Below are 25386 nucleotides of genomic sequence, written 5' to 3'. Positions count from 1 at the left end.
GTCCTGTCCTGACGCCGCTGCCGAGCGCCTCACAACTGGTGCAGGATCACCGGGTCCTTGATCTTCTTGTCGGCCGCCAGCAGCAGCGCCTTGCTGATGATCTCGGCTAGCCGGCTGTCGCCTTCGAAGGGCAGGAACATCTCCGGCTCCTTCGCCTTCGCCGACTCCGGGATGATGCACAGGTAGCGGTCGTCCGGGGCGATCAGGATGTTGCCCGAACCGCAGTGGATGCGGTACGTGTGCAGATCGCCGCAAACCTCGAGGAACCTGTCGGTGAAGGTGCAGCGGTCGGCGATCGACAGCCGAGGGATCAGCTCGACCAGCACCTCCCGGCGCGTCCGGGCCGGCGGGGTGAGGTCGCCGAAGCTGTTCCGTGCCCAGTAGTCGCGATACCGGCCCTGGGGACCACCGTCGAACCAGTTCGGATCGTTGCCCACCCCGGCCACGGCCACGAACAGGTCGACGTCGCGCATCACCTCACTCAGCACGACCGCCGGAACCTGCTCCAGCGGCACCGGCGTGCCGTCCTCCCGGGTGATCCGCAGCTGATCGGTCGACATCGTGTCGAACGTCAGGTCTTCGCCGTCATCGATCCCGGCGATGTTCAGCTCGGCGCGCAACTCCCAGTCGGGAAGGGCCAGCCAAGGCGCGTCGTAGGAGGCGCCGTCGTTGCGGTGTCGAACGTACGACCAGCCACGCCGGGACAGGAGCGCGTTGAGGCGATGCTGGCGCACGATGTGCGCGGCGAATCGATTGGAATAGGTGCCGGTGGTTCGCTCCGCATCGGTCAGCAGGTACTGCTCCCGGTGCGCCTGCTTGAACGGCTGGGTGATCGCGTGCCGGGCCAGGAAGTCGCGCCAGGATCCGACCGCGGACGTGTCGTCGACCGGATGCCACAGCCGGACCGTGGCGGCGTCGGCGGGCTCGAACACCTCGTCGTCCACGGTCCGAAGGGCAGCACCGCCCCAGCAGCAGGCGACGCCGTCGACGGTCCAGATCAGCCGCCGGGCCAGGGCCCGGGCCAGCGGGTGATCCAGGAACCGCTCGCGCCACTGCTCGACGGTCCACGCCCGGTCGCGCCGCAGCAGCCCCTCCAGGCGATCACGGGTGCCGACCAGCGTGGCGCCGATGTCTGCGACGGTCGTCTTCAACTCCTTCAGCTCGTCGCTGTGGTCCTTACGCACCTGCGCCGGAGGGGCCTTGACCACCTTGCCGTCCGCGTTGCGCCACACCACAGCAGCGTCGATGCCGCGCACCTCAACCTCGTACGAGCAGTCACCCACCTTGTCCGCGAGCGGCAGCCCGAAGCCGGGCAGCGCCATCTCCTCGACGTCCTCACGGCCGACGCCGAGCGCCTCGGCGTGCCTGGTCAGGCCCTTCTCGACGATGCGCAGCGTGCTCTTGTAGGTCAGCCGCGACGCCAGCCGGGCCAGTTGCGCGAGGGCGGCGGGATGATCGGTGTCGACGAGCGCAGCAACCGCGACGTTCGCCAACTTCGGGCTCGCTGGACCGTGGCCGGGAATCTTGCGGGCGGCCCGTTCCGCGATCTGCCCGAGGCTGCGCACGGTGTCCTCCGACGGCGGGCACATCGCTCGCAGCCAGATCAGGCCCCACAGCAGCCCGACGTTGTGGCGGTCGGGCAGCCGTGGCGGAAAGTCCCCAAAGTGGCCGCGACAACACGTGGTCACGCGCAGTGGCAGGCTGCGCGGCAGGCCCACCAGCGGGAGCCACTCGTCGGCATGGCCGGCGAACTCGTCGTCGCCGACCGCGTCGAGGAGCAGTCGGGCGCTCTTCTGCCAGGCGGCGGTCGGCCTCGCCTTGTCATTGCCGAGTAGGCAGTGGGCGAGCAGCGCCTGCCACGCTGACCGGCGCTCCTCCGGCATCGCCTCGATGTCCGCGATGGCGCGGTCGGCCCACTGTTCACCGACGTTGGGGATGGGCCACAGTGTCTCGTCCGGGTCGCCCACGTCACGAATGAAGTGCTCGATCCTCGTCCGACGCCAGGTTGCCAGCGCTGCCGGGTGCGTACGTCCGGCGAGGTATTCCGTCTGGATGGACTCCCACGTCCATTCTCGGAGCCGCCAGCTCCAGTCGTGGAAATCCAGACGGGCGTGAGCGCCCAGCCGATCCAGCCATCCGGAACCGTCCAGCCCACCGGCGGAGAGCAGACAGCGGATCAGCGTGCGCCGCCCGTCGCTGTCCTGCTCCGGCACCGTCAACGCGTCGAACAGTGCCTGCCGCACGTTTGCCGGCTGCGCGGGCAGGAGTTGCTCCGTCCGGGCCCACATCTCGCGGCAGGCCTCCCCCAACGGGGTTTCCTTCGTGATGGTGTGGCGGCGCGGCAGGCTTGCGATCACCGTCATCGCCGCAGCGACCCGCCGATCGTGATCCGCCTCGGCGCCCTTCAGCGCCGCCACGGCCGCGCCGAGCAGCTCGGCTTGTCGCGTGGCCTCCGGAATGAGTTCTAGCTGTGCGGGAAGAAGACCGTACGGTCCATCCGGGTCGTTGAGCGCGGCGAGCAGCACCCGAGCCGTGTCGGCCGGCGCCCAGCCACACACCGTGGCCAGCTGATTGACGAAGTCCCGCTGATCAGTGGGGTTGAGGGTGAAGCCGTCATGCCGCTCATACCACCCCTTGACGCGGTTGACCACCAGGCGCAGTGCTGGCTCCGGGTCGAACGTGCCCATCAGCCACCCACCAGCGGGACGAGCTTGAGGAACGTGACCCGGGACCCCGCGTGCAGGTGGATCTTCTCGTCGAGGTTGGTCACCTGACGGTCGTCGACCAGCACCACGAAACCGTTGCGGCCGAACGCCTCGAGCGTCGCCCGGCTCCGCTCCTCGGGATCGACGCGCGCGCCGGACTCGGCGACCTCCAGAAAGACCCGCCGTCGGATCAGCTCGTCGAGGCGAACCGTCTCCTCGAAGATCTCCATGGTCCACTCGGGCCAGCTCGGCGCTCCGGTCGCTTCGTCGGCGATTGTGATCAACGGCATGGCGGAGACGCTAGCCCAGACCCCCGACACGGCCTCAGCTTTGGCCAAGCTGGTCAGTTTGTGTGACCTGGACGGGTGTCAGCCAATCTCCACGTTGTACGAGGATGTCCCGTGAAGGCGAGGTTGTGAGCGTGACCTATCACGCGTACCCGAACAGGACCGACATGGCCGCGGTGGTGGACGCGGCACGCCGCGGCGACCAGGCGGCGATGGACGAATTGGTCTTGCACTATCTGCCACTGGTGTACAACATCGTGGGCCGGGCGCTGAGCCGATCGGCGGACGTCGACGACGTCGTGCAGGACACGATGTTGAGCGTCGTGCGAGGGCTGGCGGGCGTACGCGATCCGCAGCTCTTCCGGTCGTGGCTGGTTGCCGTCACCATGAACGAGATCCGTGCCTACAAACAGCACCGGCACACCACACCAGCGCCGCCGGAGGACATCGACAACCTGATCGATCCGGGTTCCGATTTCGCGGACCTGACCCTGACCCAGCTTCGCCTGTCCGATCAGCGCCGGGAGGTCGTCCTGGCCACGCGCTGGCTGGACGACGACCACCGCCACCTGCTGTCCCTGTGGTGGCTGGTCGAGGCGGGTCACCTCTCCCGCGCCGACCTGGCCGATGCCCTACAGCTCGACCCACACCACGTGACCGTTCGCGTGGCCCGGATGAAGGCGCAGTTGGACACCGCTCGGATGGTGGTGCGAGCCCTCGCCGCCCGGCCCGGCTGCGCTGACCTGATCGACACGGCCTCCGAATGGCGCGGTCGACCGGCGCCGGTGTGGCGCAAGCGGTTCGCGCGGCACATTCGGACCTGCGCGCATTGTCGGGACGTCACGTCGGACCTGGTCCCGGCCGAGCGGCTGTTGGCGGGCCTCGCGCTCACGCCGCTTCCGGCCGGCCTCGCCCCGCAGGTCAGACATAAGGCGCACACCGTCTCCGGCAAGTCGCAGGGCGTTGCGACGGCAGGCGCACACGCGAAGACCGCCGGGGTGCGGCAGCAGGCCCGCATCGCGGGCCTGTCCCTACCCAAGGCCCTGGTGGGCGTCCTCGCGGCCGTCGCCGTGCTCGGAGGGGGAGGAATCGTCGTCGCCAGTTACACGGCCGGGCCGGGGCAGCAGCCGGCGAACGCGACAGGCGCGGAGCCCTCAACCGCGATCACCGCACCCGGCTCCGAGACCACCGAATCCGCGCCCGCATCGCCTTCCCCGGCGGCGCTCGACGGCGCCTCGGCCACCTCGCGCCCAAGCTCCAGCCCTACGAAGTCAGCGACGCCGACCAAATCGCCGACGCCGACGCCGACCAAATCGCCGACCAAATCGGCCAGCAAGTCCACCGGCTCGTCCACCGGCGTGTCTGCCGCCGAACAACGTCTGCTGGTGCTGCTCAACGAGCGGCGCCGCGCGCTCGGGCTGACCGAGGTCAAGCTGCGCACAACGGAACAACGCGCTGCGGAAGCATGCGTGAAGCAGAACCTGGATACGGGTGCCTTCGAGCACTGCGGCCATGAGGTCCTGTTCGCGTCCTCGGGCAACTCCTCACCCGAGCAGATGATCGAGGCCTGGTTCAACAGTCCCGGGCACAAGACGGCACTGACCTACGCCAGCTCCCGCTTTGCCGGCCCCGCCATCGTCTTCAACGGCACCCGCCAGATCGCTGCCATCAACATCGACTACTGACGCTTTCCGCCCGTGAGAGTGGCGCAGCGCCGACGGCGCGACCGGCCCGGCGTCAATTGGCGCCGGGCCGGTCACCCGACACCACAGGGTCAGCTATCGCGGGCTACGGGACGATCGGGAGCACGCCGTCGTCACGGCCGGCCTGCGGTAGTCCGGCGGCTGCCGCACTGGCCTCGACGGCCTCCTCGCAGTCAGTCGATGCGTACGGTCAGTTTGAGGGCGTCAACGGCCAGCTGGGTGAGGTCGGGGAGTTGGTTCTCCGCCAGGGTGATGCCGGACAGGTTGTCGAGTGGCGTCTTGAGCCCGCGGAGCCGGCTGCCCCGCAGGTCGGCGCCGTCGAGGTGGCAGGAGTTCAGATCCAGACCGGCGAGGTCGCAGGACCGCAGCGCGATTCCGGGCAGGCGGCAGGTGGACCACGTGCCGTGGGTGAGGGTGCAGTCGGTGAAGGCGACCGAGCCGACGGCGGCGACCCGCTGGAAGGTTGCGTAGTCGAAGCGGCAGCCGTCGAACAGAACGTCCTTGAGGCGTACATCGGTGAGCCTGGTGCCGGTGAACCGTGAGCCGGTGATGGCGCACCGTTCGATGGTGACTCCGGTCAGGACCGCGCCGGAGAAGTCGGTGCGGGTGATCTCGCAGCCGTAGATGCTGCCGGCTTCCCAGGTGCTCTCGCTGAGGTCGCCACCGGTGATCAGGCTGCTGCGGATGCGGTGGTCCTCCAGCTGCACTCCGCGCCACGACGCGTCCTCGACGAGAGCCTCGGAGAGGCCGTCGGCCAGGTCGGTAACGCGGTCGAGGTCCTCCGGGTCGAGGTCGGGCAGCAGGATCTTCACGTTGCCGACTGTCGTGGTGCGCATGTGTCCTCAACCTGTGTGGGCGCGGGGTGGGCACGCCATCGCGCGCAGGAAGCACCCCATCGTCACCACGGACACGAAAAAGGCTCTGGCCAGGTGAAGAACCACCAGGCCAGAGCCTTAATTGCTGGTGCGCCGCCAGGGACTCGAACCCCGAACCCGCGGATTAAGAGTCCGCTGCTCTGCCAGTTGAGCTAGCGGCGCTCGTTCGGCAACGGAGAGAAGATTAGCACCCCTCCGAGCGGGGCTCCAATCCGGTTACCCAGCTCCCCCCTTCGGTCGAGCTTTGCGGGCAAAAAGCCACAAACCGACCGACGCCGTCGCGACGGGGACATGGGTTGCGGCGGTGATGCGGCACGATGTCCGCCAGGTACGCGAGAACAGAGGTGGGGATGACACGGTTCACGCGAGCCGGGGCGGTGGTGGGCGCCCTGACTCTGGTGGCGTCGCTGGCACTGACCGGATGCGGCGACGAGCAGAAGAAGCCGGAATTCGTTGGCGGGACGTCGTCGCCAGACGTGAGCGCCGAACCCGGCTCACCCGTGCCCTCGACGCCGAGTTCTCCAAGCGGGCCGTCGCTCACGCTGAGCCCGGCCAATGGCACGAAGAACAAGCCAGTGAGTACGGAGATCAGCGCGAAGCTGGCGGATGGCGCGAAGGTGTCCGCGGTCACCCTGACCGCCGACGGCGGGGGCTCGGTGGAGGGCAAGCTGCGCACCGACGGTTCCACCTGGGTGCCGTCCGCTCCGCTGAAGTACGGCACCCGCTACACCGCCACGCTGACGGCGAACGCCGCCGACGGCACGAGTAGCCAGGGCACCAGCAGTTTCACCACGATGGCCAAGCCGACGTCGACGATTGGGTCCGGCCTGTACCTCTTCGACGACAAGAGCTACGGGGTGGCCATGCCGGTGGTCACCGAGTTCCACCCGGGCATCCCGAAGAAGGACCGGGCGGCGGTGCAGAAGCGGATGTTCGTCCGCACCGACCCGCCGCAGCCGGGGGCCTGGCACTGGGTCGCCAACGGCACGCAGGCGTACTACCGGGCGCCGGAGTACTGGAAGCCGGGCACCACCATCACCGTGCGGATCGCCCTCGCGGGAGTGCCGCTGAGCAACGGCAGGTACGGCGACATCGACCGTAAGGCCACCGCCAAGATCGGCCGCTCGTTCGAGATGAAGGTCGACAACGCCAACAAGAAGATGATGGTGTACGAGAACGGCGCGCTGGTGCGCACCGTTCCGGTGAGCCTGGGCAAGAAGAGCACGCCGTCGTCCAGCGGCACGATGGTCGTGATGGAGAAGAAGGAAGCTACGACCTTCGACACCCGCGACGACCCGGACCCGGCCAACCGCTACGTCACGGACATCGAGTTCGCCCAGCGGCTCACCTGGGGTGGCGAGTACATCCACGCCGCACCCTGGTCAGAGCACGTGCAGGGGCGGCGGAACGTCTCGCACGGCTGCGTGAACGTGTCCATGGCGAACGCCCGGTGGCTGTTCGAGAGGACGCGGATTGGTGACCCGATCACGGTGAAGGGCACCGAGCGCAAGCTCGCCGCCGGCAACGGCTGGACGGCGTGGAGCCTGAGCTGGTCGGACTTCATCAAGGGCAGCGCGCTGCCGGTGCCCAGTGGCGGAGCCGGCCCGGCGCTCTGAGCCTGTCGGCATCCTCGCGCCGGCCCTGCCGATGGTTGGGCCGGCGCGTACCCTTGCACTCCCGCGATGCGACGACGCCGCGGCGAGCCCCTTAGTCCCGCTGCGGAGACGAGCCAGACTCACGAAACGCCGGATAGTAGCAAAAATCCGGCACCCTGGTCGGCGTGTTTCGGTTCACCCTCGGCAACCGGGGTCGGCTCTGGCGCGTCAGTAAGAGACGATGGGCAGCGACCACGACTGTGAGGGAATCATGCGAGCTAGCCAGGACCAGCTGATCAGGCCCGGCGGGCGACGCCGCGTGTTCGCGGCGGGGCTCCTCGCCGTGGCGCTGGCCTTCACCTCTGCCTGCACCGACGGCGACGGCGGCAAGCCGTCCTCGTGGCACGGCGGCGGCGAGAGCCCCGCCCCGAAGGCGGCGGCGACCATCAGCGAGCCGGCGACCGACGCCAAGGACGTGCCAGCGTCCACCGGCATCACCTTCACCACGAAGGACGCCGTGAAGACCGCCGTCGAGCTCAAGGACGCGGCCGGCAAGGCGGTCGAGGGCACCCTCGCCGCGGATGGCAAGACGTGGCTGCCGGCCGGCGCGCTGGCGTACGGCACGAGCTACACGGCGACCGTGACCGCCACCGGCGACGACGACCGTCCGGCCACCGCGACAAGCACCTTCACCACCATGGCCAAGCCGGGCAATCAGGTACGGGTGAGCAGCTTCCTCGGTGACAACCAGGTGGTCGGGGTCGGGATGCCACTGATCGTGAAGTTCAGCCGGGGCATCCCGGAGGACTACCGCGACGACGTGCAGCGCCGGATGACGGTGACCTCGACACCGGCGCAGGAGGGCATCTGGCACTGGGTCAGCCCGACCGAGATCCGATACCGGCCGAAGGAGTTCTGGAAGGCCGACAGCAAGGTCTCCTACCGGGTGCAGGCCGGCGGTCTGCCGATGGGTGAAGGCTGGTACGGCCGCGCCGACCTCTCGGTGGACGTCAAGATCGGCCCCTCGGTGATCATGACGGTGGACAACAAGACCAAGCGGATGACGGTGACCCGCAACGGCGCTCTGATCAAGACCATCCCGGTCAGCCTCGGCAAGAAGACCACCCCGTCGTCCAGCGGCACCATGGTCGTGATCGAGAAGCTGCGCAAGACGGTCTTCGACACCATGGAGGAGCTGGGCCCGGAGGAGGGCTACCGCACCAAGATTGACTTCGCTCAGCGGCTCACCTGGGGTGGGGAGTTCATCCACGCGGCCCCCTGGTCCGAAGGCCAGCAGGGCACCACGAACGTCTCACACGGCTGCGTAAACGTGTCGATGGCCAACGGCGACTGGCTGTTCAAGAACACCCAGGTCGGCGACCCGATCACGGTCAAGGGCACCGAGCGCAAGCTGCAGAACGGCAACGGCTGGACCGACTGGAACATGAGCTGGGACGAGTACGTCAAGGGCAGCGCCCTCCCGTACGAGCCCCCCGCCGACCCGGACACCACCCCGACCCCGGACGGCACGACCCCGTCACCCACACCCACCGCCTGAGCCGAACGACGAAAGCCCCCTCTTCGGAGGGGGCTTTCGCGTAGGCCCCCAACTCGCCCCCAAAACGACTCAGGCCCCCTCCGAAGAGGGGGCCTGAGCAGTGAAACCAGCTGGGTGACTGATGGGAATTGAACCCACGACAACCGGGACCACAACCCGGTGCTCTGCCAACTGAGCTACAGCCACCATGCCGCCGTCGCCCGGTCGATCGCCCCGGGCGGGGTGCGGACCAATAATAGCCACACCGCGGCACACCACGTCTAGCGGGTTCCCTGCTCCCGGGTGACGGCCGCCCGGGTCAGAGTTCGGCGGCGATACCTTTGGCGGTCTCGACGTCCGGGCCGGGCAGCGGGACGAAGACCGTACGCCGGTAGTACTCCAACTCCCGGATGCTCTCCCGGATGTCGGCCAGCGCCCGGTGCGCGAGACCCTTCTGCGGCTGACCGAAGTACACGCGGGGGTACCAGCGGCGGCAGAGTTCCTTGATCGACGAAACGTCGATCATCCGGTAGTGCAGGTGCGCGTCGAGGCGGGGCATGTCCCGGGCGATGAAGCCCCGGTCCGTGCCGATCGAGTTGCCGCACAGCGGAGCCGTACGCGGATCCTTGACGAAGGTACGGACGTACTCCAGGACCAGGTCTTCGGCCTCGGCGAGGGTGACCGCCGAACGACGGACCTCTTCGGTGAGGCCGGACTTGGCGTGCATGGTCTGCACGATCTCCGGCATCCCCTCCAGCGCCGCCTCGTCGGCGTGGATCACCACGTCGACACCGTCACCCAGCACGTTGAGGTCGGGATCGGTGACCAGTGCCGCAACCTCGATCAGTTTGTCCCTGCCGAGGTCCAACCCGGTCATCTCACAGTCGATCCAGACAAGGAGGTCAGCCACCGGGACAGCCTACGCGCCGCCCACGCCCGGCGGCTGCGCGCTCTCGGCGGACCAGACCGCTAGGGTTTCGGAGTGCCAGCCGATCCCGTAGCACCGCCCGCCGTCACGGACGACGATCCCGGCGGCCGTACGGTCCGTCGCCTGGTCGCGGTGGTGGCCCTCATCGCCGTGCTACCAGCGCTCTACCTGCCCGGCCTCAAGCACAACTTCTTCGACCTCAAGATTTACATGTCCGCGATGGACTGGTGGCGGGTCGGCCATCCGCTCTACGACTACGTCCAACCCGACCGGGTGCAGGGCGAGCTGTTCTTCACCTACCCGCCGTTCAGCGCGCTGCTGCTGTGGCCGTTCGGGCTGTTGAGGCTCGGCGTGACCGTGACGATCTTCACGGTGCTCACCGTGCTGGCCGTGGTGCTGACCACCCGGTGGCTGGTGACCCCGGTCATCGCCCGGCACAACCTGCCGCGGGCGTTCACCCTGACCGCCGCCGTGCTGCTGGTGCTGGCGGTGGAGAGCACCCGCGAGACGATCACCTTCGGCCAGATCAACATGCTGCTGGTCGTGCTGATCCTGGCCGACCTGCTGTACGCGGTGCCGCAGGCACGCCGCTGGGCCGGGGTGGGCGTGGGGCTGGCAACGGCGCTGAAGCTCTTCCCCGGCATCTTCATCGTGTACCTGCTGGCCACCCGGCGGTGGCGGGCCGCGGCGGTGGCGAGCGCCACCGCAGCCGCGGCGACCCTGCTCGCGGCGGCGATCGCCCCCAGCGACTCCTGGCGGTTCTGGATCCACGAGTTGTGGGACAACGACCGGGTGGGACGCACCGACTACGCGGGCAACCAGTCGTTGTTCGGCCTCCTCAGCCGGTTCACCGCGCCGGAGAAGCCGGACCGACTGCTCTGGCTGTTGGTGGTCGCCGTGGTCGCCGTCTACGGGCTGCGGCGGGCCGTCCGCGCGGCTCGGGCCGGTGACCCGTTGACGGGTCTGACGCTGACCGGGCTGGTCGGCTCGCTGGCGAGCCCGATCACCTGGACCCACCACATCTACTGGTTCGTGCCGGCGGTGGTGCTGCTCGCCGACGCGGCGTTGAGCGCCGACCGTCCGGACGAGGCACGCCGGCGGTGGTGGTTGGGCGGGCTCGCGTTGGGCACCGCCGCCGTGATCATCTACGGCGTGGTGACGTTCCAGGAATGGGGCGTGGCAACCCTGCGGACCAACAACCCGGCGGACTTCGTCCTACAGAACGGCTACGTGCTGCTCAGCGTGCTGCTGCTGGCCACCCTGCCGGTGCGCTCCAGACACCCTGAGCAAAAATCGCACCAAATGGACGAAGCCCCCACTAGCGGCTATCGGCGCTAATCTGGTCTCATCTACCTCAAGCGTCGCTCGGGTAGCACCGCTCCCCCGGTGAGGGTGGCCCTCCGCGTCGGCAGCGCGGAGGGCCGCTCGCCGTTTCGTCCATCGTCACCGGCCGGGCCGTGGCCTCCGCACCAGCCGGCGGCCACGCGAGACTCAGTGTCACCTCCGGCGGGCGGGGCAACCGGACCGGCTCGTCCAGGTCAGCGAGGGTGCCGGGCCGGGCCGGTTCGGCGCCGATCGCCGACCGGGACCGTTCCCCCAAACCCGAGCCGACCGGGGTGAGCTGCCGTACGGCCGGTAACGGTGGGGTCGGACCGGGTGCCGGGGAGCCCAGGCCACTCAGCGAGGTGACCCCGAGCCGGCCGGCGAGCACCGGCACCTGATCCGGCTCGACCACGAAGACCACCTCACGCGGACGCAGCGGTCGCAGCAGGAGCAGCACCGCGCACACCACCAGCAGGATGCCGACGGTCAGCAGACCCCAGGTGGCTGGGCCGGCCCACCCTGCCCGCAACTCGGCGCGCAGGTCCAGCGCCAGGTCAGCGCCGCCGTCGGGGCGCATCACCACCAGGCTCATGGGCTCACCGGCCAGGTCGTCCGCGCTCCACTCCAGCGAGCCGATCCCCTCACGTACCCAGAAGGGCTGACCCAACGGCGTGACCGCCGAGGCGCCCGGCGCGTCGGCGGGCGCACCGGTCGGGTCCAGCCGGACCGGCAGCGGGCCTCGGGCCAGCGCCACCCGGCGGACCGCGGCGTGCGGCACCGGCTCCAGCCAGCGGCGCACGTCGGCGGTGGGCGCCAGCCCCACGAAGGCCGGGCCGTCCGAGGTGCGGGCGTCCAGTTGCAGCCGGGTCTGCGCGGTACGCGCGAAGGGCGCCTCCTGCCGCAGCAGCCGGTCGAGGTCGGTGACCACGACCGCGTGACCGGGCGTGCGGACCGTCTCGAAGCGGGCGGCGAAGGCCCCGTCGGGGTCGGCGTGTCGGGTCACCAGCCAGAGCGCGCCACCGGCGAACAGCGCCGGAATCCCTACGACCAACAGCAGCACTCCGGCGATCGCCCGCACGAACCGCATTCGCAGCTTCCCCCTCCGTAGCCAAGTACCCGGCCGACCTTACCGACGTACGCCGTCTGATCAGGGGATATCCACGGCACGGTCAGTTCCGGCTCGGAAAAGCACGCTGGCCCGCCGGATGGTCCGGCGGGCCAGCGGGTTCGACGGGGTCAGGACTTGGCGACCGGCTCCCGGCGGGTCCGCGCGAACGCCAGCCCGCCCAGCGCCAGGCCGGCCAGACCGGCGACGAGACCGGCCACACCGAGGCCGACCGCGAGACCGTTGCCCTCGTCGTCATCGTCATCGTCGGGCGAGGCGACGGCGGCAGCGGTCGGTGCGGCCGAACCCGTCGGCGCCGCGGCCGTCAGGGTGAGCACCGGAGCCGGGTTCTCCGGCTCCGCACCGCCCGGCACCGGCTCGTCGATCCAGCGCGAGATGTTGCCGTCCGAATAGGTCTGCAGGGTCTTGAAGACCATCGAGCCGACCTGCGGCAGTGGCCCCATCGAGACGGGGAACTCCTGGAACTGACCCGGCTTCACCGCCGCGTCGCCGGTGGCCGTCCAGGTGATCTTGGAAACCGCCTCGGTGAGCGGGCTGCCGTGCACCTCGATCGGCGGGTCCACCTTGCGCTTCTCCGTGGTAACCGTCCAGCCGGGCATCGGCATGGTCGACACCGAGCCGACCGGGGCGTTCTCCGGCAACACCACCTCCAGCTTGGTGGTGGAGGCGGTGTCGCTCTCGTTGGGCACCCGGAACGCCACCCGGGCGTAGCCGCCCTGGGTCGCCTCCTTCGGGTTCACCGTGACGTGAGCGGACGCCGGTCCGGCGAAGCCGAGCACAGCGGTGGCGGCGGCGGTGAACGCCAGGGCGGCAGCGGCGGTTGCGGTACGCCGGAATCGGGTCATGGGTTTCGCGGGCCTCTCTAACGGATGGGCACGGTGGCGGTCACCGTGGCCTGGTCGATGTCGGTCGTCCGGGCGGTGATCTTGATTTCCCAGTCACCGGCGGTCGGCAGGCTGATGTCGCCGTAGGCGTGGTTGTCCGTCAACGGCAGCAACGGGACCTCGATCGGCTCGATCCCGGCCGAGGGCAACGCGGCAGTGGCCCGCCACTCCACCACCGGCAACGGCAGGTTGTCCTTGCCGTACGCGTACAGGTGCACCGTGTTGTTGCCCCGCTCGGCCGGGCTCAGCTCGACCTCCAGCGAATAGAGCGGGCTGGACAACCTGGTGCTGAAGAGGCCGGCCTCGGTGCCGGACGGCTCGGCCACGGCGGTCCGGGCGGGCGTGGTCTGCACGAGCGTGGCGGACAGGCCCAGCACCACCACGGTGACGGCCAACTCCACCCAGACCGCCCGGCGTACCGGTGCCGGGCGCTGCGCCGCGATGCGTCGACGCACCAACTGCCGGGAGTACGCGGCCACGGCGATCACCACCGCGAACAGCCCGATCTTGGCCAGCAGCAACCGCCCGTACGTGGTGTTGAACAGCGCCTGCGGGGTGGCCACCTCGATCAACGCCTGGACGGTGCCGGCCAGCAGCAGCGCCGAGACGGCGAGCGCCGCCCAGCGCGACCAGATCGGCAGGATCGCGCCCAACTCCCGCTCGTCGGCCTGACGCAGCAGGAAACCGGCGAGCATGAGCAGACCGCCCAGCCAGACCGCCATGCTGCCCAGGTGGACCGCGTCGACCACCACGGAGACCGCCGGCGCCGGGGAGGCCGCCGGGTGCCCGGCCAGCGGCCAGGTCAGCAGGGCGGCGCCGCCGAGCACGGCCAGGATGATCGCGTCGGCGCGGCTGGCGGGCCGGGCCAGCAGCGGGCGGAGCAGGAAGGCGGAGGCCGCCAGCAGGCCGAGTCGGACCAGGTGGGCGGCGCCGAAGGCGCTACCGAACACACTGCCGAACCCCTCGCCGGTGACATCGAACAGACCACCGCCGGCGGTGTAGGGCACCTGCAACCACAGATCGGCGAGGGTGGCGAAAGCCACCAGGCCGAGGCCGGCCCAGGCCAGCCGGGTCGGCCCGCGCCGGGAGAGCCGTCGTGGCCAGAGCGCGGCGAGCACCAGCGCCGGCCCGACCAGCAGCACCAGACCCGCGTAACCGAGGAAACGGGCCACCTTCACCGCCGTACCCACCACCGGGTTGGCGCGGCTGTCCTCACCGGAGTCGACGGGTGGCGTCGAGGGTGCGCCAACCGAGTAGGTGAACGCCCCGGAGACCGGGTGGCTGTCCGCGGAGATCACCCGGAAGCTGACCAGGTAGGTGCCGCGCTCGCCGGCCGGGTCCACCGGGATGCTCACGGCACCGCCGTCGAACGACGGCTCGCCCCGGTCGGCCCGGGAGCCGTCCGGCCCGATGACCCGGATCTTGCCGGGGACCTTGCGGACCGACTCGCTGAACGTCAGCACCACCTCGGCCGGCGCGCTCGGCACGATGGAGGAGGCAGCCGGGCTGCTGCTCTCCAGCACCGCGTGGGCGCTGGCCGGGGTGGCTGGCGCGAGCAACAAGGCGACGACGGCGACCAGGAGGCCGGCGGCTGCGGCCAGCCGGGCGAGCCAGCGGCGGGGGGCGACAGTCATGCCAGCCATGGTCGCCGACGCATGTCGCTTTCGGCGACCCGAGGCCGGTGATCGCGTCCGTGGTCGCACGTCATGATCGGGTAGTCGGCCCGTGCGGGGGAAAAGTTCCCGACGTGGCGCAGACCATCCAAGAGCCGAAGGACCCTAACGCTCCGCCGGGTGCCGCGTAACCTGGTTTTTCGTGATCCCCGTCCCGCGTGACACCGGTGGTGCCGGTCCGGCAGAGCCGGCCGGTGACGCCTCCCGGGACCGGGCCACCGAGTGGGCGCTGACCGCCCGCGACGGTGACCCGGCCGCCCAGGCGGCGTTCGTCCGGCTGACCCAGGTCGAGGTCTGGCGGTTCGCCGCCGCCCTGGTCGACCCGGACAGCGCCGACGACCTGACCCAGGAGACGTACCTGCGGGCGTTCCGGGCCCTGCCCGCGTTCGAGGGTCGCTCCAGCGCCCGCACCTGGCTGCTCGGCATCGCCCGACGGGCCTGCGCCGACCACCTGCGCACGGTGATCCGCCGCCGCCGGCTCGACGAGCGCCTGGCCGCGAACGCGTACACCGACCACCCTCACCCGGACCCGGCCGGCCAGCTCGGTGCCACCGACCTGGTCCGCCGGCTCAGCGCCGACCGACGCGCAGCGTTCGTGCTCACCCAACTGCTCGGCCTGTCGTACGCCGAGGCCGCCGCCGTCGAAGGCGTCCCGGTGGGCACCATCCGTTCGCGGGTCGCGCGGGCCCGCGACGAACTGGTCGAGGCGGTCGGCGACGCCATGACCGGCTGAGCGCGGAACTTCCGGTGGAGACGGGACGACAAATGAGCGTGACTGCACCTCCCACCCCGGTCGGCCGTTGGCCGGTCATCCGGCCCTGGCTCGGCACGACGGCCCGGCTCGGCCTCGCCGCCGTCTGGTTGGTCGCCGGCGCGTCGAAGGTGGGCGATCTGGCCGCCTCGGGGCGGGCCGTCAACGCGTATCAGGTGATGCCGTACGACGTGGCGACCGTGATCGGCGCGGCCCTGCCCTTCGTCGAGCTGGCGCTGGGCGTACTGCTGCTGCTCGGGCTGGCCACCCGGCTCGTCGCCGGGGTGTCCGCCGCGCTGCTGGTGGTCTTCATCGCGGGGATCGCCTCGGCCTGGGCACGGGGGCTGGCCATCGACTGCGGCTGCTTCGGCAGCGGCGGGCAGTTGGCCGAGGGGCAGGCCCCCAGTTACCTCCCGGAGATCCTTCGGGACCTGGGATTCTTGGTGCTGGCCGGATTTCTGCTGATCTGGCCGCGTACGCCCGTCTCGGTGGACGGATGGCTGTCCGGCGAACCCGCTGTGGAGGACGAGGATGAGTAGTCGCAAGGGGCAGCGGGACGCCGCCCGGGTGGTCCGCGAGCAGCTCGCCCGCGAGCGCCGGCGCCGGCGCACGATCTGGGTCTCCGTCGCCGCGGTCGCCGTCCTGGTCATCGCCGGTGTCATCGGCTGGGCGGCCTGGTCCAGCCAGCGCTCTGACGACTTCACCACCCCGCCCGGCGCCAACGCGGACGGCACCGGCATCGTCACCGGCGGCGGGCCGGTCACCGTCGACGTCTACGAGGACTTCCTCTGCCCGGCCTGCAAACAGTTCGAGCAGACCAGCGGGGCGACGCTCGAACAGTTGGTGGCCGAGAACAAGGCGAAGGTGGTCTACCACCCGGTCGCGTACCTCAACCGCTTCTCCACGACCGAATACTCGACCCGGTCGTCGGCCGCCTCCGGCTGCGCCGCGGCGGGCGGCAAGTACCACGAGTACGCCAAGGCGCTCTTCGCCCAGCAGCCGCCGGAGGGCAGCGCCGGGCTCACCGACGACCAGCTGATCGACATCGGCGTCGGCGTGGGCCTCGACCGGAGCTCGTTCGGCGGTTGCGTCAAGGACGACACGTACAAGACGTGGACCGAACACGTCACCGACGACGCCAGCCGGAGCAACGTCACCGGCACGCCGACCGTCAAGGTCAACGGCCAGCCGCTCGCCAACCCGACCCCGGATGGTCTCACCGCAGCCGTGGCGGCGGCCGGCAAGTGATCCGTACCCTGGTGGCCCGCGCCGGCCTGGTCGCCGCCGCAGCCTGCGCGGCCACCCTGCTCACCGCGGCGCCCGCCGCCGCGCACGGCGCGGACGCACCTGACGGCACCGACTACCGGACCCGGACCACCGGGGTCGCGCCGGCGCGGCCAGGGCTGGAGGTACGCGTGGTCGAGGCGGGCGCCCGACTGGAGTTGACCAACCGCACCGGCCGCGCCGTCGAGGTCATCGGCTACTCCGGCGAGCCGTATCTGCGGGTCGGCCCGGACGGGGTGTTCGAAAACAGTCGCTCCCCCGCCACGTACCTGAACCGCACCCTCGCCGGAGACACGGCACTCCCGGCCGAGGCCGATCCGGCCGCTCCGCCGTCCTGGCAGCGGATCGCCGACGGGCCCACGGTGCGCTGGCACGACCAACGCGCCCTGTGGCAGGAGTCCGCACCACCGGCGGCCGTACGCGCCGCACCGGACCGGGAGCACCGGGTCCGGGACTGGACGGTCCCGCTGCGCGACGGCGCCGACCCGCTGGTGATCGGCGGGACGCTGGACTGGGTGCCGCCGCCGGACGCGTTCAGCTGGTGGGCGGTGACCATCGTGGGGCTGCTCGCGGTGGGCGCGCTCGGCCTGGTCGCCGCCGCCGCCCCGGCCGGTGCCCGCGCGCTGTCCGCGCTGGGAGTGTTGCTGGTCGCCGGCGGCGCACTGGCCGTCGTGTACCCGGTGGGGCGGGAACTGGACGCGGGCGCACAGGGTGTGGGCGGGGTGGTGGTCGGGCTGCTGTCCGGGCAGATCTGGTCGCTGCTCACCGGCCTCGGCGCGATCGCCGCCGGTTGGTACGCGCTGGCCCGCCGCCCGGCCGCCGACTTCGTGGTGGCGCTGGCCGGGGCCTGCCTGGCGCTCTTCGCCGGTGCGGCGAACGCCGCCGTGTTCGCCCGGTCCATCGCCCCGGTGCCCTGGTCGCCCGAGGCCGCCCGCGTCATGGTGGCCATAGTGCTGGTAACCGGCACCGGAGCAACAGCCGCCGGAGTCCTGCGCCTGAAGGCAGCCCCCAGAACCAAAAGCCCAACCCACCCCTGACCCCCCTCCCCCTCCCCTCTGCGCGATCTTGCACTTTGTGTCGCCGCTATGCGGCTTTCGCGTCGGTTGTCGCGACAGAAAGTGCAAGATCGCCGTGTGGGTTGGGGTGGGGTTACGGGGTTACGGGGTTACGGGGTTGCGGGGTTACGGGCGCGGGGTGAAACCGTAGGGGAGTTCGAGGCGGTGACGGGCCAGTAGGGCCGCGTCCCGCAGCAGGTCCGGGGTGGGGGCGTCGGCCACGATCCGGCCACCGTCGAGGATCACCGAGCGTTCGCACAGCTCCGCCGCGTACGGCAGGTCATGCGTGACCATCAGCAGGGTCACCGGCAGGTCGCGCAGGATCTCGGCCAGCTCCCGGCGGGCCGCCGGGTCCAGGTTCGACGACGGCTCGTCGAGCACCAGGATCTCCGGGTGCATGGCGAGCACGGTGGCCACCGCCACCCGGCGGCGCTGCCCGAACGAGAGGTGCTGCGGCGCCCGATCCCGGTGCTCACCCATTCCCACCGCGTTGAGCGCCTCGTCCACCCGGGCGGCCAACTCCGCCCCGCGCAGACCCAGGTTCGCCGGCCCGAACGCCACGTCCTCCGCCACCGTGGGCAGGAAGAGTTGGTCGTCCGGGTCCTGGAAGACGATGCCCACCCGGCGACGCACCTCGGCCAGGGTGGCCCGGTCCGGCGTGACCGTCAACCCGCCGACACTCACGCTGCCCTCGGTCGGGCTGAGGATGCCGTTGAGGTGCAGCACCAGCGTGGTCTTGCCGGCGCCGTTGGGCCCGAGCAGCGCCACCCGATCGCCGCGCGGCACGTTCAGGTCCACCCCGTGCAGGGCGACGTGCCCATCGGGGTACGCGTACCGAACACCACGAACGTCCAGCGAGACAGCGGTCTGCACGACACCGATCATGACAGCACGACGGCGGTGGCGGCGATGGAGGCCGCCAACACCGGCACGGTCGCCGCGACCAGCCACTGACCGGCGGTCGCCGCACCCTCGCCCTGCCACACGGCGGGCATCCGCCCCGTGTAACCCCTCGACAGCATCGCCAGATAGACCCGCTCACCGCGCTCGAAGGCGCGCAGGAACAACGCCCCGATCCCGGCGGCGAAGCCGCGCAACTGCCACAGGAAGCGCGGGTCGTCACCCCGGGAGATCCGCGCCACCCGCATCCGCTTCGCCTCGCCGACCAACACGTCGAGATAGCGCAGCATGAACGTGGCGATCTGGGTGAGCACCTGCGGGCAGTGCAACCGGTCCAGCCCCACGATCAGGTCCCGGGTGGTGGTGGTCGCGGCGAGCAGCAGCGAGACGAGCACGCCCAGGGTGCCCTTGGCCAGGATGTTCCACGCGCCGTGCAGCCCGTCCTCGGACAGCCGCAGGCCCCACACGTCGACCCGTTCGCCGGTCCCGAGGAACGGCAGCGCGACGGCGAACAGCACGAACGGCAGCTCGATCAGCGCCCGGCTGAGCAACCACCGTGGCCCCACCCGGGCCAGCGCCGCCACCGCCGTCACCAGCACGGCGTACGCCCCGAAGGCCCAGAACGCCGTGCGTGGGGTGGCCACCACGGCGATGGTGAAGACCACCATCGCCACGATCTTGACCTCGGGCGGGAGCCGGTGCACCGGCGAGTCCGACTCGCGGTACAGCACATGCCCGTGACCGGCACCCATTCCGCGTACCCCTGCTCAGCTGGCCGCGTCGGCGCGGCGCCGGACGTCGTCGGACGTCGCGGGGTCGCCCTCAGCGGGCGTTGTCGCGTCACCGTCGGTCGGTGTGGTGCCCCGGCGGCGCAGCAGCCAGAAGCCGCCAGCACCGATCGCGAAGGTGACCAGCACCCCGAGCACCCCGGAGAGGCCGGTGGACACGAAGCTGTTCTGCACGCCCCGCACGCCGTAGTCGGCGAGCGGGCTGTCGCCCAACTCGTGGTCCCGTGCCTGCTGGGCCGGACAACTGCCGGCGACGATGTTGTCGTCGGCGTCGACCGTGCAGCCCTTGAGCAGCGAGGAGTCCAGCCCGTCCGGGTGGGACGAGGCGTAGTTGCTCACCACACCGGCGAGCAGCAGGGCGACCAGCAGGCCGCCGGCCAGGAAGGCCCAGGAACGGTTCTTCATCGGACACCTCCGGCGACGGGGACAACGGGGGCGGCGGGCGTGCGCAGGGAGCGCAGCGCGTACACCAGGTCGGGTCGTACCTTCGCGACGGTGAGCACGGTGGTCGCGGTGATCAGGCCCTCCCCGATGCCGATCAGCAGGTGGACGCCGGCCATCGTGCCGGCCAGGCCGGCCAGGTTGCCACCGAGGTCGGTGGTGCCACCCAGCCAGTACTGCAGGACGAAGCCCTGCGACGCGACCACCACGCTGATCATCGCGGCGACGAAAGCGGTCACGGCCAGGCCGGCCCGCGTGCGGGGCAGCACCCGCAACAGCACTGCGATGAGCAGGTACGCCGCGGCGGTGCCGAGCACCGCCATGTTCGTGATGTTGAGGCCGAGCATCGCCACGCCGCCGTCACCGAAGATCAGCGCCTGCACGACCAGCACCACGGACACGCAGAGCGCGCCGACCCACGGACCGACCAGCATGGCGGCGAGCGCGCCACCGAGCAGGTGGCCACTCACGCCAGCGGTGAAGATCGGGAAGTTGAGCATCTGGACGGCGAAGATGAACGCCGCCACCAGGCCCGCCATCGGGGCCAGCCGGTCGTCCAGGTCGCGCCGGCCACGAAGGACGCAGATGGTGAGCGCGGCAAGAGCGAGCGCAGCGAAGACCGCTGCGACGGGACCATCGATGATCCCGTTCGAGATGTGCATCGCCAGTGTTTCCACGCGACCTCCCACACGTCAGCGGGCCCTACCCGGGCCGGCGTGCGTCAGCTTATTTCCCAATCCTCGTTGTTGCCAGACTCTGGCAACAACGGATGGTCTTGATCACCTTTCCAGGTCAGGCTCGTTCCTGGTGATCGACTCGTCTTCCTGGATGCCGGGGTGTCCGCGACTCGCCGATGCCCCGGTTTCCGGGACGACGAGTCGACCTTCACGCGCCGCCGCACACCTGCGCGCGTCGCCGACGACGGCTCACGCCGGCCCGGCGGTATCGTCGGGCCATGACCGCGCCCGACCGTCTCTCCCCCGGTGACCCCGCGCCCGAGTTCACCCTCGCCACCGATACCGGCGACCAACTCTCCCTCGCCGACCTACGAGGCCGGAAGGTCGTCCTGTACGCCTACCCGGCCGCGATGACCCCCGGCTGCACCAAGCAGGCCTGCGACTTCCGCGACTCACTCGCCTCGCTCCAGGCCGCCGGCTACGAGGTCGTCGGCATCTCCCCGGACAAGCCGGAGAAGCTGGCGAAGTTCCGCGAGCGCGACGCGATCACCTTCCCGCTGGTGTCGGACCTGGACAAGGCGGTGCTGATTGCCTACGGCGCGTACGGCGAGAAGCAGCTCTACGGCAAGACCGTCACCGGCGTGATCCGCTCGACGTTCGTGATCGACGCCGACGGCAAGATCGAGCGAGCGCTCTACAACGTCAAGGCCACCGGGCACGTCGCCAAGCTCCGCCGCGACCTCGGTCTGGACTGACCTGTCGCACCGGGCCGCTACGGTCCGTCAGTGGTTCGATACAAGTACACGCCCGAGGCGTTGGCCGCCGCTGCCGCCGCCGCGCGCAACATCACCGAGGTGATGCGGCTGCTCGGCGTACGCGTCAGCGGCGGCTCCCACGCGCACATCAGCCGTCAGCTCAAACGCTTCGGCATCGACACGTCGCACTTCACGGGGCAGGCCCACAACCGAGGTGTGCGGTGGCGACGGATGTCCCCCACGGAGCTACTGGTGAAGCTGCCCGAGGGCTCTCGCCGGGTCCCAGGCTTCCGCCTCAAACGCGCCCTGGCAACAATCGGTCTTCCCGAGAACTGCGAGGTGTGTGGCACCTCTCCGACGTGGCAGGGAGGCAAGCTGACGCTCCACGTCGACCACATCAACGGCGATTTCCTCGACAACCAGCCCCGCAATCTCCGTCTGCTCTGCCCCAACTGTCACAGCCAAACCTCTACGTACGCTGGTCAGCGACGGCCTGCCCTCGTCGCGCCCGAGGTGGTCTACGATCCTGATGCGGTTACTCCGACCGGCTTCCGGATAGGCAGGCGACTGCCTCGTCGACAAGAATGGCCGTGGACGCTGGTGGAGTACAGCATCAAGGGGCCGTAGCCCAACGGCAGGAGGCATGCGGTTTAGGTCCGCACCAGTGCGGGTTCGAATCCCGTCGGCCCCACCTCATCGTCGGCCTGAGAAGGCGACGCGGCTTGACGAGCAACAACTGTCGGGCGCGTCACTGTCGCGGGTCGCGACCCTGGTCGTCGGGTCAGGATGGCGAGCGTGAGTCTGCGCTTCGTCCTCGACCCCGACCTGACCCCGCAGCTGCGCGCTGAGATCGTCGACCTCTGGGTGGACGTCAGCAACGCCGGCGGTGCGGTCGGTTTCGTGCCACCGGTCGCCGCTGCCGACGTCCACGTCATCGCCGATCCGACCTTCGACGGCATCGCCGGCGGGCCGGACCGGTTGCTGGTCGGATACTCCGGCGACCGGCTCGTGGGTTTGCTGATCTTCAATGACAACCGTTTCCCGCTCAAGGCGCACTGGTGTGTGTTGAAGCGGGTGATGGTCCACCCGGACACCCAGGGCACCGGCTACGGCGCGGCGCTGATGGTTGAAGCCGCCCGGCTGGGTAGGGAGTTCGGCCATGAGGCGCTACATGTCACGGTGCGCGACGGGCTGGGGTTGGACAAGTTCTACGGCCGCCTCGGGTATCGGGAGATCGGCCGGCTACCGGGCGCGTTGCGGGTGGCGCCCGATGACGACCGGGACGAGATCCTGATGTGGCTCGACCTGACGCCGGTCGACTGAGCGGTCAGCCCGCGCACCGACGGGCGGTCGCCTCGGCCGGGCGGGTGGTGGGCGTGCCGGTGGCCGGCGCGGTCGCCCTCGCCACCTCGACCGGACGACGGGCCGGCGTCGGCGTGCCGGTGGGTCGGTTGCCGGGCGGCCGGGCCGATGCGGACGGGCGCGCACTGGCAGCCACGGCACTGCGCGCGTACATCCGGACCACGCTGTTCTGCACCTGGCCGGGTGCCATCCGGATGCCGCCGACGGTGGCACGGTTTCCGTACACGTCGCTGACGCGGACGCTGAACGGGCCGGGCCCGGCACCGGAGGTGATGAGCCAGTAGTTGTAGTCCTGCCGGGCGGCCGACCGCCACGGACCGCTGTCACCCTGCCGGACCTCGACGGATCGCAGCGGGTTGCCGTGGTTGCCGACGCGGACGGCGAACCACCACTGCGACGCGCCCTCCTTGATCCGGAAGGTGAGTGGTCCGGGTAGTGGCGGGTTGACCACCGCGCGGTAGGTGACGGCGACGAGGCCCTGGACCGGGTCGGCGATCCGGGCGAATGCCTCGCGGGACAGGTCGAGGTGCCCGGGCGCGCACTCCGGGCACTGGTCCATGATCAACACTCGGACGGTGCCCTTCGGGCCGTTCACGTCGAGAAATCCACCACAGGCGGCGCCGGCGGAGTATTCCGTCGGACCGAGCGCGACGTACAGCCGGTTGGCCGGGGCGGCGGGGTTCGAGCAGTTGCCGCCGGCGCCTTTCGAGTCGTAGAAGGTCGCCTTGCCGCTGTGCGTGGCGTTGCCGGTGGGCGGCGCGGCGGCGAGCGTCCGGCCGGCGGCGCAGGCCGGGGCGGAGCCGGACCGCAGGGTCAGGGTGAGTCCGAGCGCCGCCGCGAGGACGGTGACTCCGGTGGCGACAAGCCAGGGCATCGGGCCGGACGACGACGCGGGCCGGACCTCGGGGGCCCGGTCCAGGTCGATGTCGATGTCGACAGCGCTTTCGTCCGTCACGACGGCGATGCTGCCGGACCCGGGCGCGGACGGACAAGCCGGCTAAGCCAAAGCTAAGACAGCATCGACGGACGGTGACCGGCGCGTTCCTGCGACAGACCGGTGGGCGGCCCGGTCAGGGTTCGATGAGGACGGGGGCGCCCACGGTCAGTTGTCCAGTGTCGAGCGGGACCAGGTTCAGTCCGAAGAGGAGCTTCTGCTTGACGTTGCGGTGCCGCCCGAGTGTGCGCAGCGGTTCCCTCGTGCGTACCCCCGTCTCCTGGTCCGTCGTGGTCACCACGCATCGGTCGCACGGCCCAGCCGCGCGAAAGCTCAGGTCGCCGATGCGCAGCGGCCGGTCGACCCAGTCATCCTCCGCCCACGCCGATGCCCCGTCGACCACAAAATTGGGTCGGAACCGGCTCATCGGCACCGGCTCCTCCCCCGCCTCGGCCAGCCAGTCGTTGAGGGCGTGGAGGGAAGCGGTATTCGCCAGCAGCAGTGGGTAGGCGTCGGCGAAGCTGACCTGGTCACCGGTGTCGCGTTCGCCGGCCTCGGTGGCGCCGACCGCCAGGTGGCGGGACGGCCGGGCCAGCCAGACCAGCCGGACCGGTCGGCCGAGCAGGGAGCCAAGCCAGTCGTCGGCCGCCGGGCCGGCTGGCAGAGCGGAGACCGGAAGCTTGCGGCTGCGGAAGGTGCGGACCACAACCGGGGCCACGTCTGCCGGCTCGGACACGTCGAGGTCGGGTTGCCCGTCCGCGCGCAACGTCAGACCGCCGGGACGCACGGTGACGTGCAGGCCGACCAGCCGGGTGGTCTCCCGCTGGGTGACGCCGACACCGTCGGCGTCCACGACCATCCAGCGCCGGTCGCCCGCCAGGCCCCACGGCTGCACGACCGCATCGTCGTGGTCGAGCCGGTGACAACCCTTGACGGGGTACGTGTGAATCGATCTCAGCAGCACCCGCCTACCATGCCACGCCGATGCCGTCCCCTGGGTACCAGTGGTTGGCGGGGCTCTCCCGGTAGGCGAGGAACCGCCGGCCGGTGCGCTCGGCGTGCTCGGCGAGCACATTGGTGCTGGTGACGTTGTCGGTGAGCAGAATCGCGCCGGGGGCGAGTTTCGACTCCACGGCGTCGAACTCGCGCTTCTCGTGGGCGCGGCTGTGGTCGCTGTCGTGCAGGAACAGGTCGACAGGGCGGTCCAGTGCGCCGATCGAGGCGATCGAGTCGCCGATCACCAGGTCGACGAACTCCGACCAGGGCTCGCTGGCGGCGAGGTAGCCGGCCTCGGGGTTGATGTCGAGCGAGGTGATCCGGCCCGGGTGCCCCTCCTGCGCGTTACGCAGCAGGGCGGACGCCAGGACGCACGTGCCCAACCCCTTGTCCACGCCGGTTTCCACGACGTGTGCGGGGCGGGTGGCCCGGACGATCGCGTACCAGCCGACGCGTCGGGCGTAGTGGACCTTCTTGTCGGCGAGACCCCGGCGGGCGGCGCCTGCGGTGGTCCGTTCGATGTGTTGGCGCAGCGCCTGGTCGGACTCGACCTCGTCGAGCCACCCACGAACCTGCTTGATCGGCCGGTCGCAGACCACGCTGACGAACCAGGCCAGGTGGTGACGGCTGAGCTTGGTCAGTTCGTACGTGTAGTTGTGGTGTTCCCGGGAGGTGACGAGCCAGCGGGCCGAGATGCGCAGCACCCTGGCGTCGTGGCGGGCGACCCGGACGAGCCGCTTGGGGAATGCGGCGACGGGCGCGAGTGGGGTGCGGGCGATGGCCCGGCGCAACTGTGTGGCGTCCACC

25 protein-coding genes and 3 tRNA genes are annotated in these 25386 nt (G+C 70.5%); 12 read left to right on the top strand and 16 right to left on the bottom strand.

Translation table 11 applies throughout. From position 1 onward, the window contains the following. Nucleotides 1–29: 29 nt before the first annotated feature. Nucleotides 30–2687 carry a DUF4132 domain-containing protein gene (locus PCA76_RS06070; RefSeq protein ID WP_272615904.1) on the bottom strand — a complete coding sequence of 886 codons (2658 nt, stop codon included), beginning with the start codon at nucleotides 2685–2687 and terminating at the stop codon, nucleotides 30–32. After that, entirely contained in the window at nucleotides 2687–2995 is a 309-nt protein-coding gene (locus PCA76_RS06065) for a hypothetical protein (protein WP_272615903.1), read from the bottom strand. The genes PCA76_RS06070 and PCA76_RS06065 overlap by 1 nt, the downstream gene beginning before the upstream one ends. A gap of 104 nt (nucleotides 2996–3099) precedes the next feature. Here PCA76_RS06065 and PCA76_RS06060 point away from each other — a divergent pair, with 104 nt between their 5' ends. Beyond that, entirely contained in the window at nucleotides 3100–4677 is a 1578-nt protein-coding gene (locus PCA76_RS06060) for a sigma-70 family RNA polymerase sigma factor (RefSeq protein WP_272615902.1), read from the top strand. Between the two features lie 191 nt (nucleotides 4678–4868). Here PCA76_RS06060 and PCA76_RS06055 read toward each other — a convergent pair whose 3' ends face one another. Next, nucleotides 4869–5531: a pentapeptide repeat-containing protein gene (locus PCA76_RS06055; RefSeq protein ID WP_272615900.1), complete on the bottom strand. Its 663-nt coding sequence runs from the start codon at nucleotides 5529–5531 to the stop codon at nucleotides 4869–4871. Between the two features lie 125 nt (nucleotides 5532–5656). Beyond that, a tRNA-Lys gene (locus PCA76_RS06050) sits at nucleotides 5657–5732 on the bottom strand. Between the two features lie 188 nt (nucleotides 5733–5920). On the opposite strand from PCA76_RS06050, the gene PCA76_RS06045 reads away from it, so the two are divergent. Together PCA76_RS06045 and PCA76_RS06040 are read left to right on the top strand one after the other, a co-directional pair. Further along, nucleotides 5921–7186: a L,D-transpeptidase gene (locus tag PCA76_RS06045; RefSeq protein WP_272615899.1), complete on the top strand. Its 1266-nt coding sequence runs from the start codon at nucleotides 5921–5923 to the stop codon at nucleotides 7184–7186. Nucleotides 7187–7436: 250 nt separating this feature from the next. Further along, nucleotides 7437–8723 (top strand): L,D-transpeptidase, encoded by a 1287-nt coding sequence (locus PCA76_RS06040; RefSeq protein ID WP_272615898.1) that lies wholly within the window; start codon nucleotides 7437–7439, stop codon nucleotides 8721–8723. Nucleotides 8724–8836: 113 nt separating this feature from the next. On the opposite strand, the gene PCA76_RS06035 is transcribed toward PCA76_RS06040, so the two are convergent. Both PCA76_RS06035 and orn read right to left on the bottom strand, forming a co-directional pair. Further along, nucleotides 8837–8909, bottom strand: a tRNA-His gene (locus tag PCA76_RS06035). Between the two features lie 112 nt (nucleotides 8910–9021). Beyond that, nucleotides 9022–9612: an oligoribonuclease gene (gene orn / locus PCA76_RS06030; protein WP_272615897.1), complete on the bottom strand. Its 591-nt coding sequence runs from the start codon at nucleotides 9610–9612 to the stop codon at nucleotides 9022–9024. 72 nt (nucleotides 9613–9684) lie between these two features. Between orn and PCA76_RS06025 the strand changes: the two genes are divergently transcribed. Next, the gene (locus PCA76_RS06025) at nucleotides 9685–10968 is read left to right on the top strand and encodes a glycosyltransferase 87 family protein (RefSeq protein WP_272615895.1); all 1284 of its coding nucleotides are present in this window, start codon (nucleotides 9685–9687) and stop codon (nucleotides 10966–10968) included. Nucleotides 10969–10984: 16 nt separating this feature from the next. Here the strand turns inward: PCA76_RS06025 and PCA76_RS32775 are convergent, their stop codons facing one another. From PCA76_RS32775 to PCA76_RS06010, 3 genes are all read right to left on the bottom strand, one after another. Continuing rightward, nucleotides 10985–12040: a hypothetical protein gene (locus PCA76_RS32775; protein WP_442930206.1), complete on the bottom strand. Its 1056-nt coding sequence runs from the start codon at nucleotides 12038–12040 to the stop codon at nucleotides 10985–10987. Between the two features lie 149 nt (nucleotides 12041–12189). Continuing rightward, nucleotides 12190–12924 (bottom strand): YcnI family copper-binding membrane protein, encoded by a 735-nt coding sequence (locus PCA76_RS06015; protein WP_272615893.1) that lies wholly within the window; start codon nucleotides 12922–12924, stop codon nucleotides 12190–12192. Nucleotides 12925–12941: 17 nt separating this feature from the next. After that, nucleotides 12942–14606 (bottom strand): copper resistance CopC/CopD family protein, encoded by a 1665-nt coding sequence (locus PCA76_RS06010; protein WP_272615892.1) that lies wholly within the window; start codon nucleotides 14604–14606, stop codon nucleotides 12942–12944. Between the two features lie 172 nt (nucleotides 14607–14778). On the opposite strand from PCA76_RS06010, the gene PCA76_RS06005 reads away from it, so the two are divergent. From PCA76_RS06005 to PCA76_RS05990, 4 genes are read left to right on the top strand one after another with little or no spacing between them, the layout of a single operon-like run. Continuing rightward, a complete protein-coding gene (locus tag PCA76_RS06005) occupies nucleotides 14779–15369 on the top strand; it encodes a sigma-70 family RNA polymerase sigma factor (RefSeq protein WP_272615891.1) in 591 nt (196 codons plus the stop codon). A gap of 32 nt (nucleotides 15370–15401) precedes the next feature. After that, nucleotides 15402–15926 (top strand): MauE/DoxX family redox-associated membrane protein, encoded by a 525-nt coding sequence (locus tag PCA76_RS06000; RefSeq protein ID WP_272615890.1) that lies wholly within the window; start codon nucleotides 15402–15404, stop codon nucleotides 15924–15926. Then, nucleotides 15919–16635, top strand: coding sequence for a DsbA family protein (locus PCA76_RS05995; RefSeq protein WP_272615889.1), 717 nt, complete (start codon nucleotides 15919–15921; stop codon nucleotides 16633–16635). Before PCA76_RS06000 ends, PCA76_RS05995 begins: the two co-directional genes overlap by 8 nt. Further along, nucleotides 16632–17708 (top strand): hypothetical protein, encoded by a 1077-nt coding sequence (locus tag PCA76_RS05990; RefSeq protein WP_272615888.1) that lies wholly within the window; start codon nucleotides 16632–16634, stop codon nucleotides 17706–17708. Before PCA76_RS05995 ends, PCA76_RS05990 begins: the two co-directional genes overlap by 4 nt. Before the next feature lie 144 nt (nucleotides 17709–17852). Here the strand turns inward: PCA76_RS05990 and PCA76_RS05985 are convergent, their stop codons facing one another. From PCA76_RS05985 to PCA76_RS05970, 4 genes are read right to left on the bottom strand one after another with little or no spacing between them, the layout of a single operon-like run. Continuing rightward, nucleotides 17853–18611 (bottom strand): energy-coupling factor ABC transporter ATP-binding protein, encoded by a 759-nt coding sequence (locus tag PCA76_RS05985; RefSeq protein ID WP_272615887.1) that lies wholly within the window; start codon nucleotides 18609–18611, stop codon nucleotides 17853–17855. Continuing rightward, entirely contained in the window at nucleotides 18608–19378 is a 771-nt protein-coding gene (gene cbiQ / locus PCA76_RS05980) for a cobalt ECF transporter T component CbiQ (protein WP_272615886.1), read from the bottom strand. The genes PCA76_RS05985 and cbiQ overlap by 4 nt, the downstream gene beginning before the upstream one ends. 15 nt (nucleotides 19379–19393) lie before the next feature. Then, nucleotides 19394–19819, bottom strand: coding sequence for a PDGLE domain-containing protein (locus tag PCA76_RS05975; protein ID WP_272615885.1), 426 nt, complete (start codon nucleotides 19817–19819; stop codon nucleotides 19394–19396). Continuing rightward, on the bottom strand, nucleotides 19816–20532 hold the full coding sequence (locus PCA76_RS05970) for an energy-coupling factor ABC transporter permease (RefSeq protein WP_272615884.1): 717 nt from the start codon (nucleotides 20530–20532) through the stop codon (nucleotides 19816–19818). Before PCA76_RS05970 ends, PCA76_RS05975 begins: the two co-directional genes overlap by 4 nt. A gap of 278 nt (nucleotides 20533–20810) precedes the next feature. On the opposite strand from PCA76_RS05970, the gene bcp reads away from it, so the two are divergent. The 4 genes from bcp (at nucleotide 20811) to PCA76_RS05950 (ending at nucleotide 22610) form a co-directional block, all read left to right on the top strand. Next, a complete protein-coding gene (gene bcp / locus PCA76_RS05965; protein ID WP_272615883.1) occupies nucleotides 20811–21287 on the top strand; it encodes a thioredoxin-dependent thiol peroxidase in 477 nt (158 codons plus the stop codon). Between the two features lie 30 nt (nucleotides 21288–21317). Beyond that, entirely contained in the window at nucleotides 21318–21914 is a 597-nt protein-coding gene (locus PCA76_RS05960) for an HNH endonuclease signature motif containing protein (protein WP_272615881.1), read from the top strand. Beyond that, nucleotides 21905–21978: transfer RNA gene (locus tag PCA76_RS05955), tRNA-Leu, on the top strand. The genes PCA76_RS05960 and PCA76_RS05955 overlap by 10 nt, the downstream gene beginning before the upstream one ends. Nucleotides 21979–22082: 104 nt before the next feature. After that, on the top strand, nucleotides 22083–22610 hold the full coding sequence (locus tag PCA76_RS05950) for a GNAT family N-acetyltransferase (RefSeq protein WP_272615880.1): 528 nt from the start codon (nucleotides 22083–22085) through the stop codon (nucleotides 22608–22610). Between the two features lie 4 nt (nucleotides 22611–22614). On the opposite strand, the gene PCA76_RS05945 is transcribed toward PCA76_RS05950, so the two are convergent. From PCA76_RS05945 to PCA76_RS05935, 3 genes are all read right to left on the bottom strand, one after another. Then, nucleotides 22615–23604, bottom strand: a complete 990-nt coding sequence (locus PCA76_RS05945) for an expansin EXLX1 family cellulose-binding protein (protein WP_272615878.1) — start codon at nucleotides 23602–23604, stop codon at nucleotides 22615–22617. A gap of 115 nt (nucleotides 23605–23719) precedes the next feature. Further along, the gene (locus PCA76_RS05940; RefSeq protein WP_272615877.1) at nucleotides 23720–24547 is read right to left on the bottom strand and encodes an MOSC domain-containing protein; all 828 of its coding nucleotides are present in this window, start codon (nucleotides 24545–24547) and stop codon (nucleotides 23720–23722) included. Between the two features lie 4 nt (nucleotides 24548–24551). Continuing rightward, entirely contained in the window at nucleotides 24552–25385 is an 834-nt protein-coding gene (locus PCA76_RS05935) for a class I SAM-dependent methyltransferase (protein ID WP_272615876.1), read from the bottom strand. Nucleotide 25386 lies beyond the last annotated feature (1 nt).

It is taken from the genome of Micromonospora sp. LH3U1 (assembly GCF_028475105.1).
Lineage (GTDB): Bacteria > Actinomycetota > Actinomycetes > Mycobacteriales > Micromonosporaceae > Micromonospora.
Note: the sequence above shows the minus strand (reverse complement) of the source record. Positions and strands in the feature narration are given on the sequence as shown.

What these genes read in the sequence shown, in the direction of transcription:
- PCA76_RS05985 (WP_272615887.1), bottom strand. Translation starts at nt 18,611, where the DNA reads ATGATCGGTGTCGTGCAGACCGCTGTCTCGCTGGACGTTCGTGGTGTT.
- PCA76_RS06060 (WP_272615902.1), top strand. Translation starts at nt 3,100, where the DNA reads ATGTCCCGTGAAGGCGAGGTTGTGAGCGTGACCTATCACGCGTACCCG.
- PCA76_RS06065 (WP_272615903.1), bottom strand. Translation starts at nt 2,995, where the DNA reads ATGCCGTTGATCACAATCGCCGACGAAGCGACCGGAGCGCCGAGCTGG.
- PCA76_RS06000 (WP_272615890.1), top strand. Translation starts at nt 15,402, where the DNA reads ATGAGCGTGACTGCACCTCCCACCCCGGTCGGCCGTTGGCCGGTCATC.
- bcp (WP_272615883.1), top strand. Translation starts at nt 20,811, where the DNA reads ATGACCGCGCCCGACCGTCTCTCCCCCGGTGACCCCGCGCCCGAGTTC.
- PCA76_RS32775 (WP_442930206.1), bottom strand. Translation starts at nt 12,040, where the DNA reads ATGCGGTTCGTGCGGGCGATCGCCGGAGTGCTGCTGTTGGTCGTAGGG.
- PCA76_RS05975 (WP_272615885.1), bottom strand. Translation starts at nt 19,819, where the DNA reads ATGAAGAACCGTTCCTGGGCCTTCCTGGCCGGCGGCCTGCTGGTCGCC.
- PCA76_RS06015 (WP_272615893.1), bottom strand. Translation starts at nt 12,924, where the DNA reads ATGACCCGATTCCGGCGTACCGCAACCGCCGCTGCCGCCCTGGCGTTC.
- PCA76_RS06045 (WP_272615899.1), top strand. Translation starts at nt 5,921, where the DNA reads ATGACACGGTTCACGCGAGCCGGGGCGGTGGTGGGCGCCCTGACTCTG.
- PCA76_RS06055 (WP_272615900.1), bottom strand. Translation starts at nt 5,531, where the DNA reads ATGCGCACCACGACAGTCGGCAACGTGAAGATCCTGCTGCCCGACCTC.
- cbiQ (WP_272615886.1), bottom strand. Translation starts at nt 19,378, where the DNA reads ATGGGTGCCGGTCACGGGCATGTGCTGTACCGCGAGTCGGACTCGCCG.
- PCA76_RS06040 (WP_272615898.1), top strand. Translation starts at nt 7,437, where the DNA reads ATGCGAGCTAGCCAGGACCAGCTGATCAGGCCCGGCGGGCGACGCCGC.
- PCA76_RS06010 (WP_272615892.1), bottom strand. Translation starts at nt 14,606, where the DNA reads ATGGCTGGCATGACTGTCGCCCCCCGCCGCTGGCTCGCCCGGCTGGCC.
- PCA76_RS05995 (WP_272615889.1), top strand. Translation starts at nt 15,919, where the DNA reads ATGAGTAGTCGCAAGGGGCAGCGGGACGCCGCCCGGGTGGTCCGCGAG.
- PCA76_RS06070 (WP_272615904.1), bottom strand. Translation starts at nt 2,687, where the DNA reads ATGGGCACGTTCGACCCGGAGCCAGCACTGCGCCTGGTGGTCAACCGC.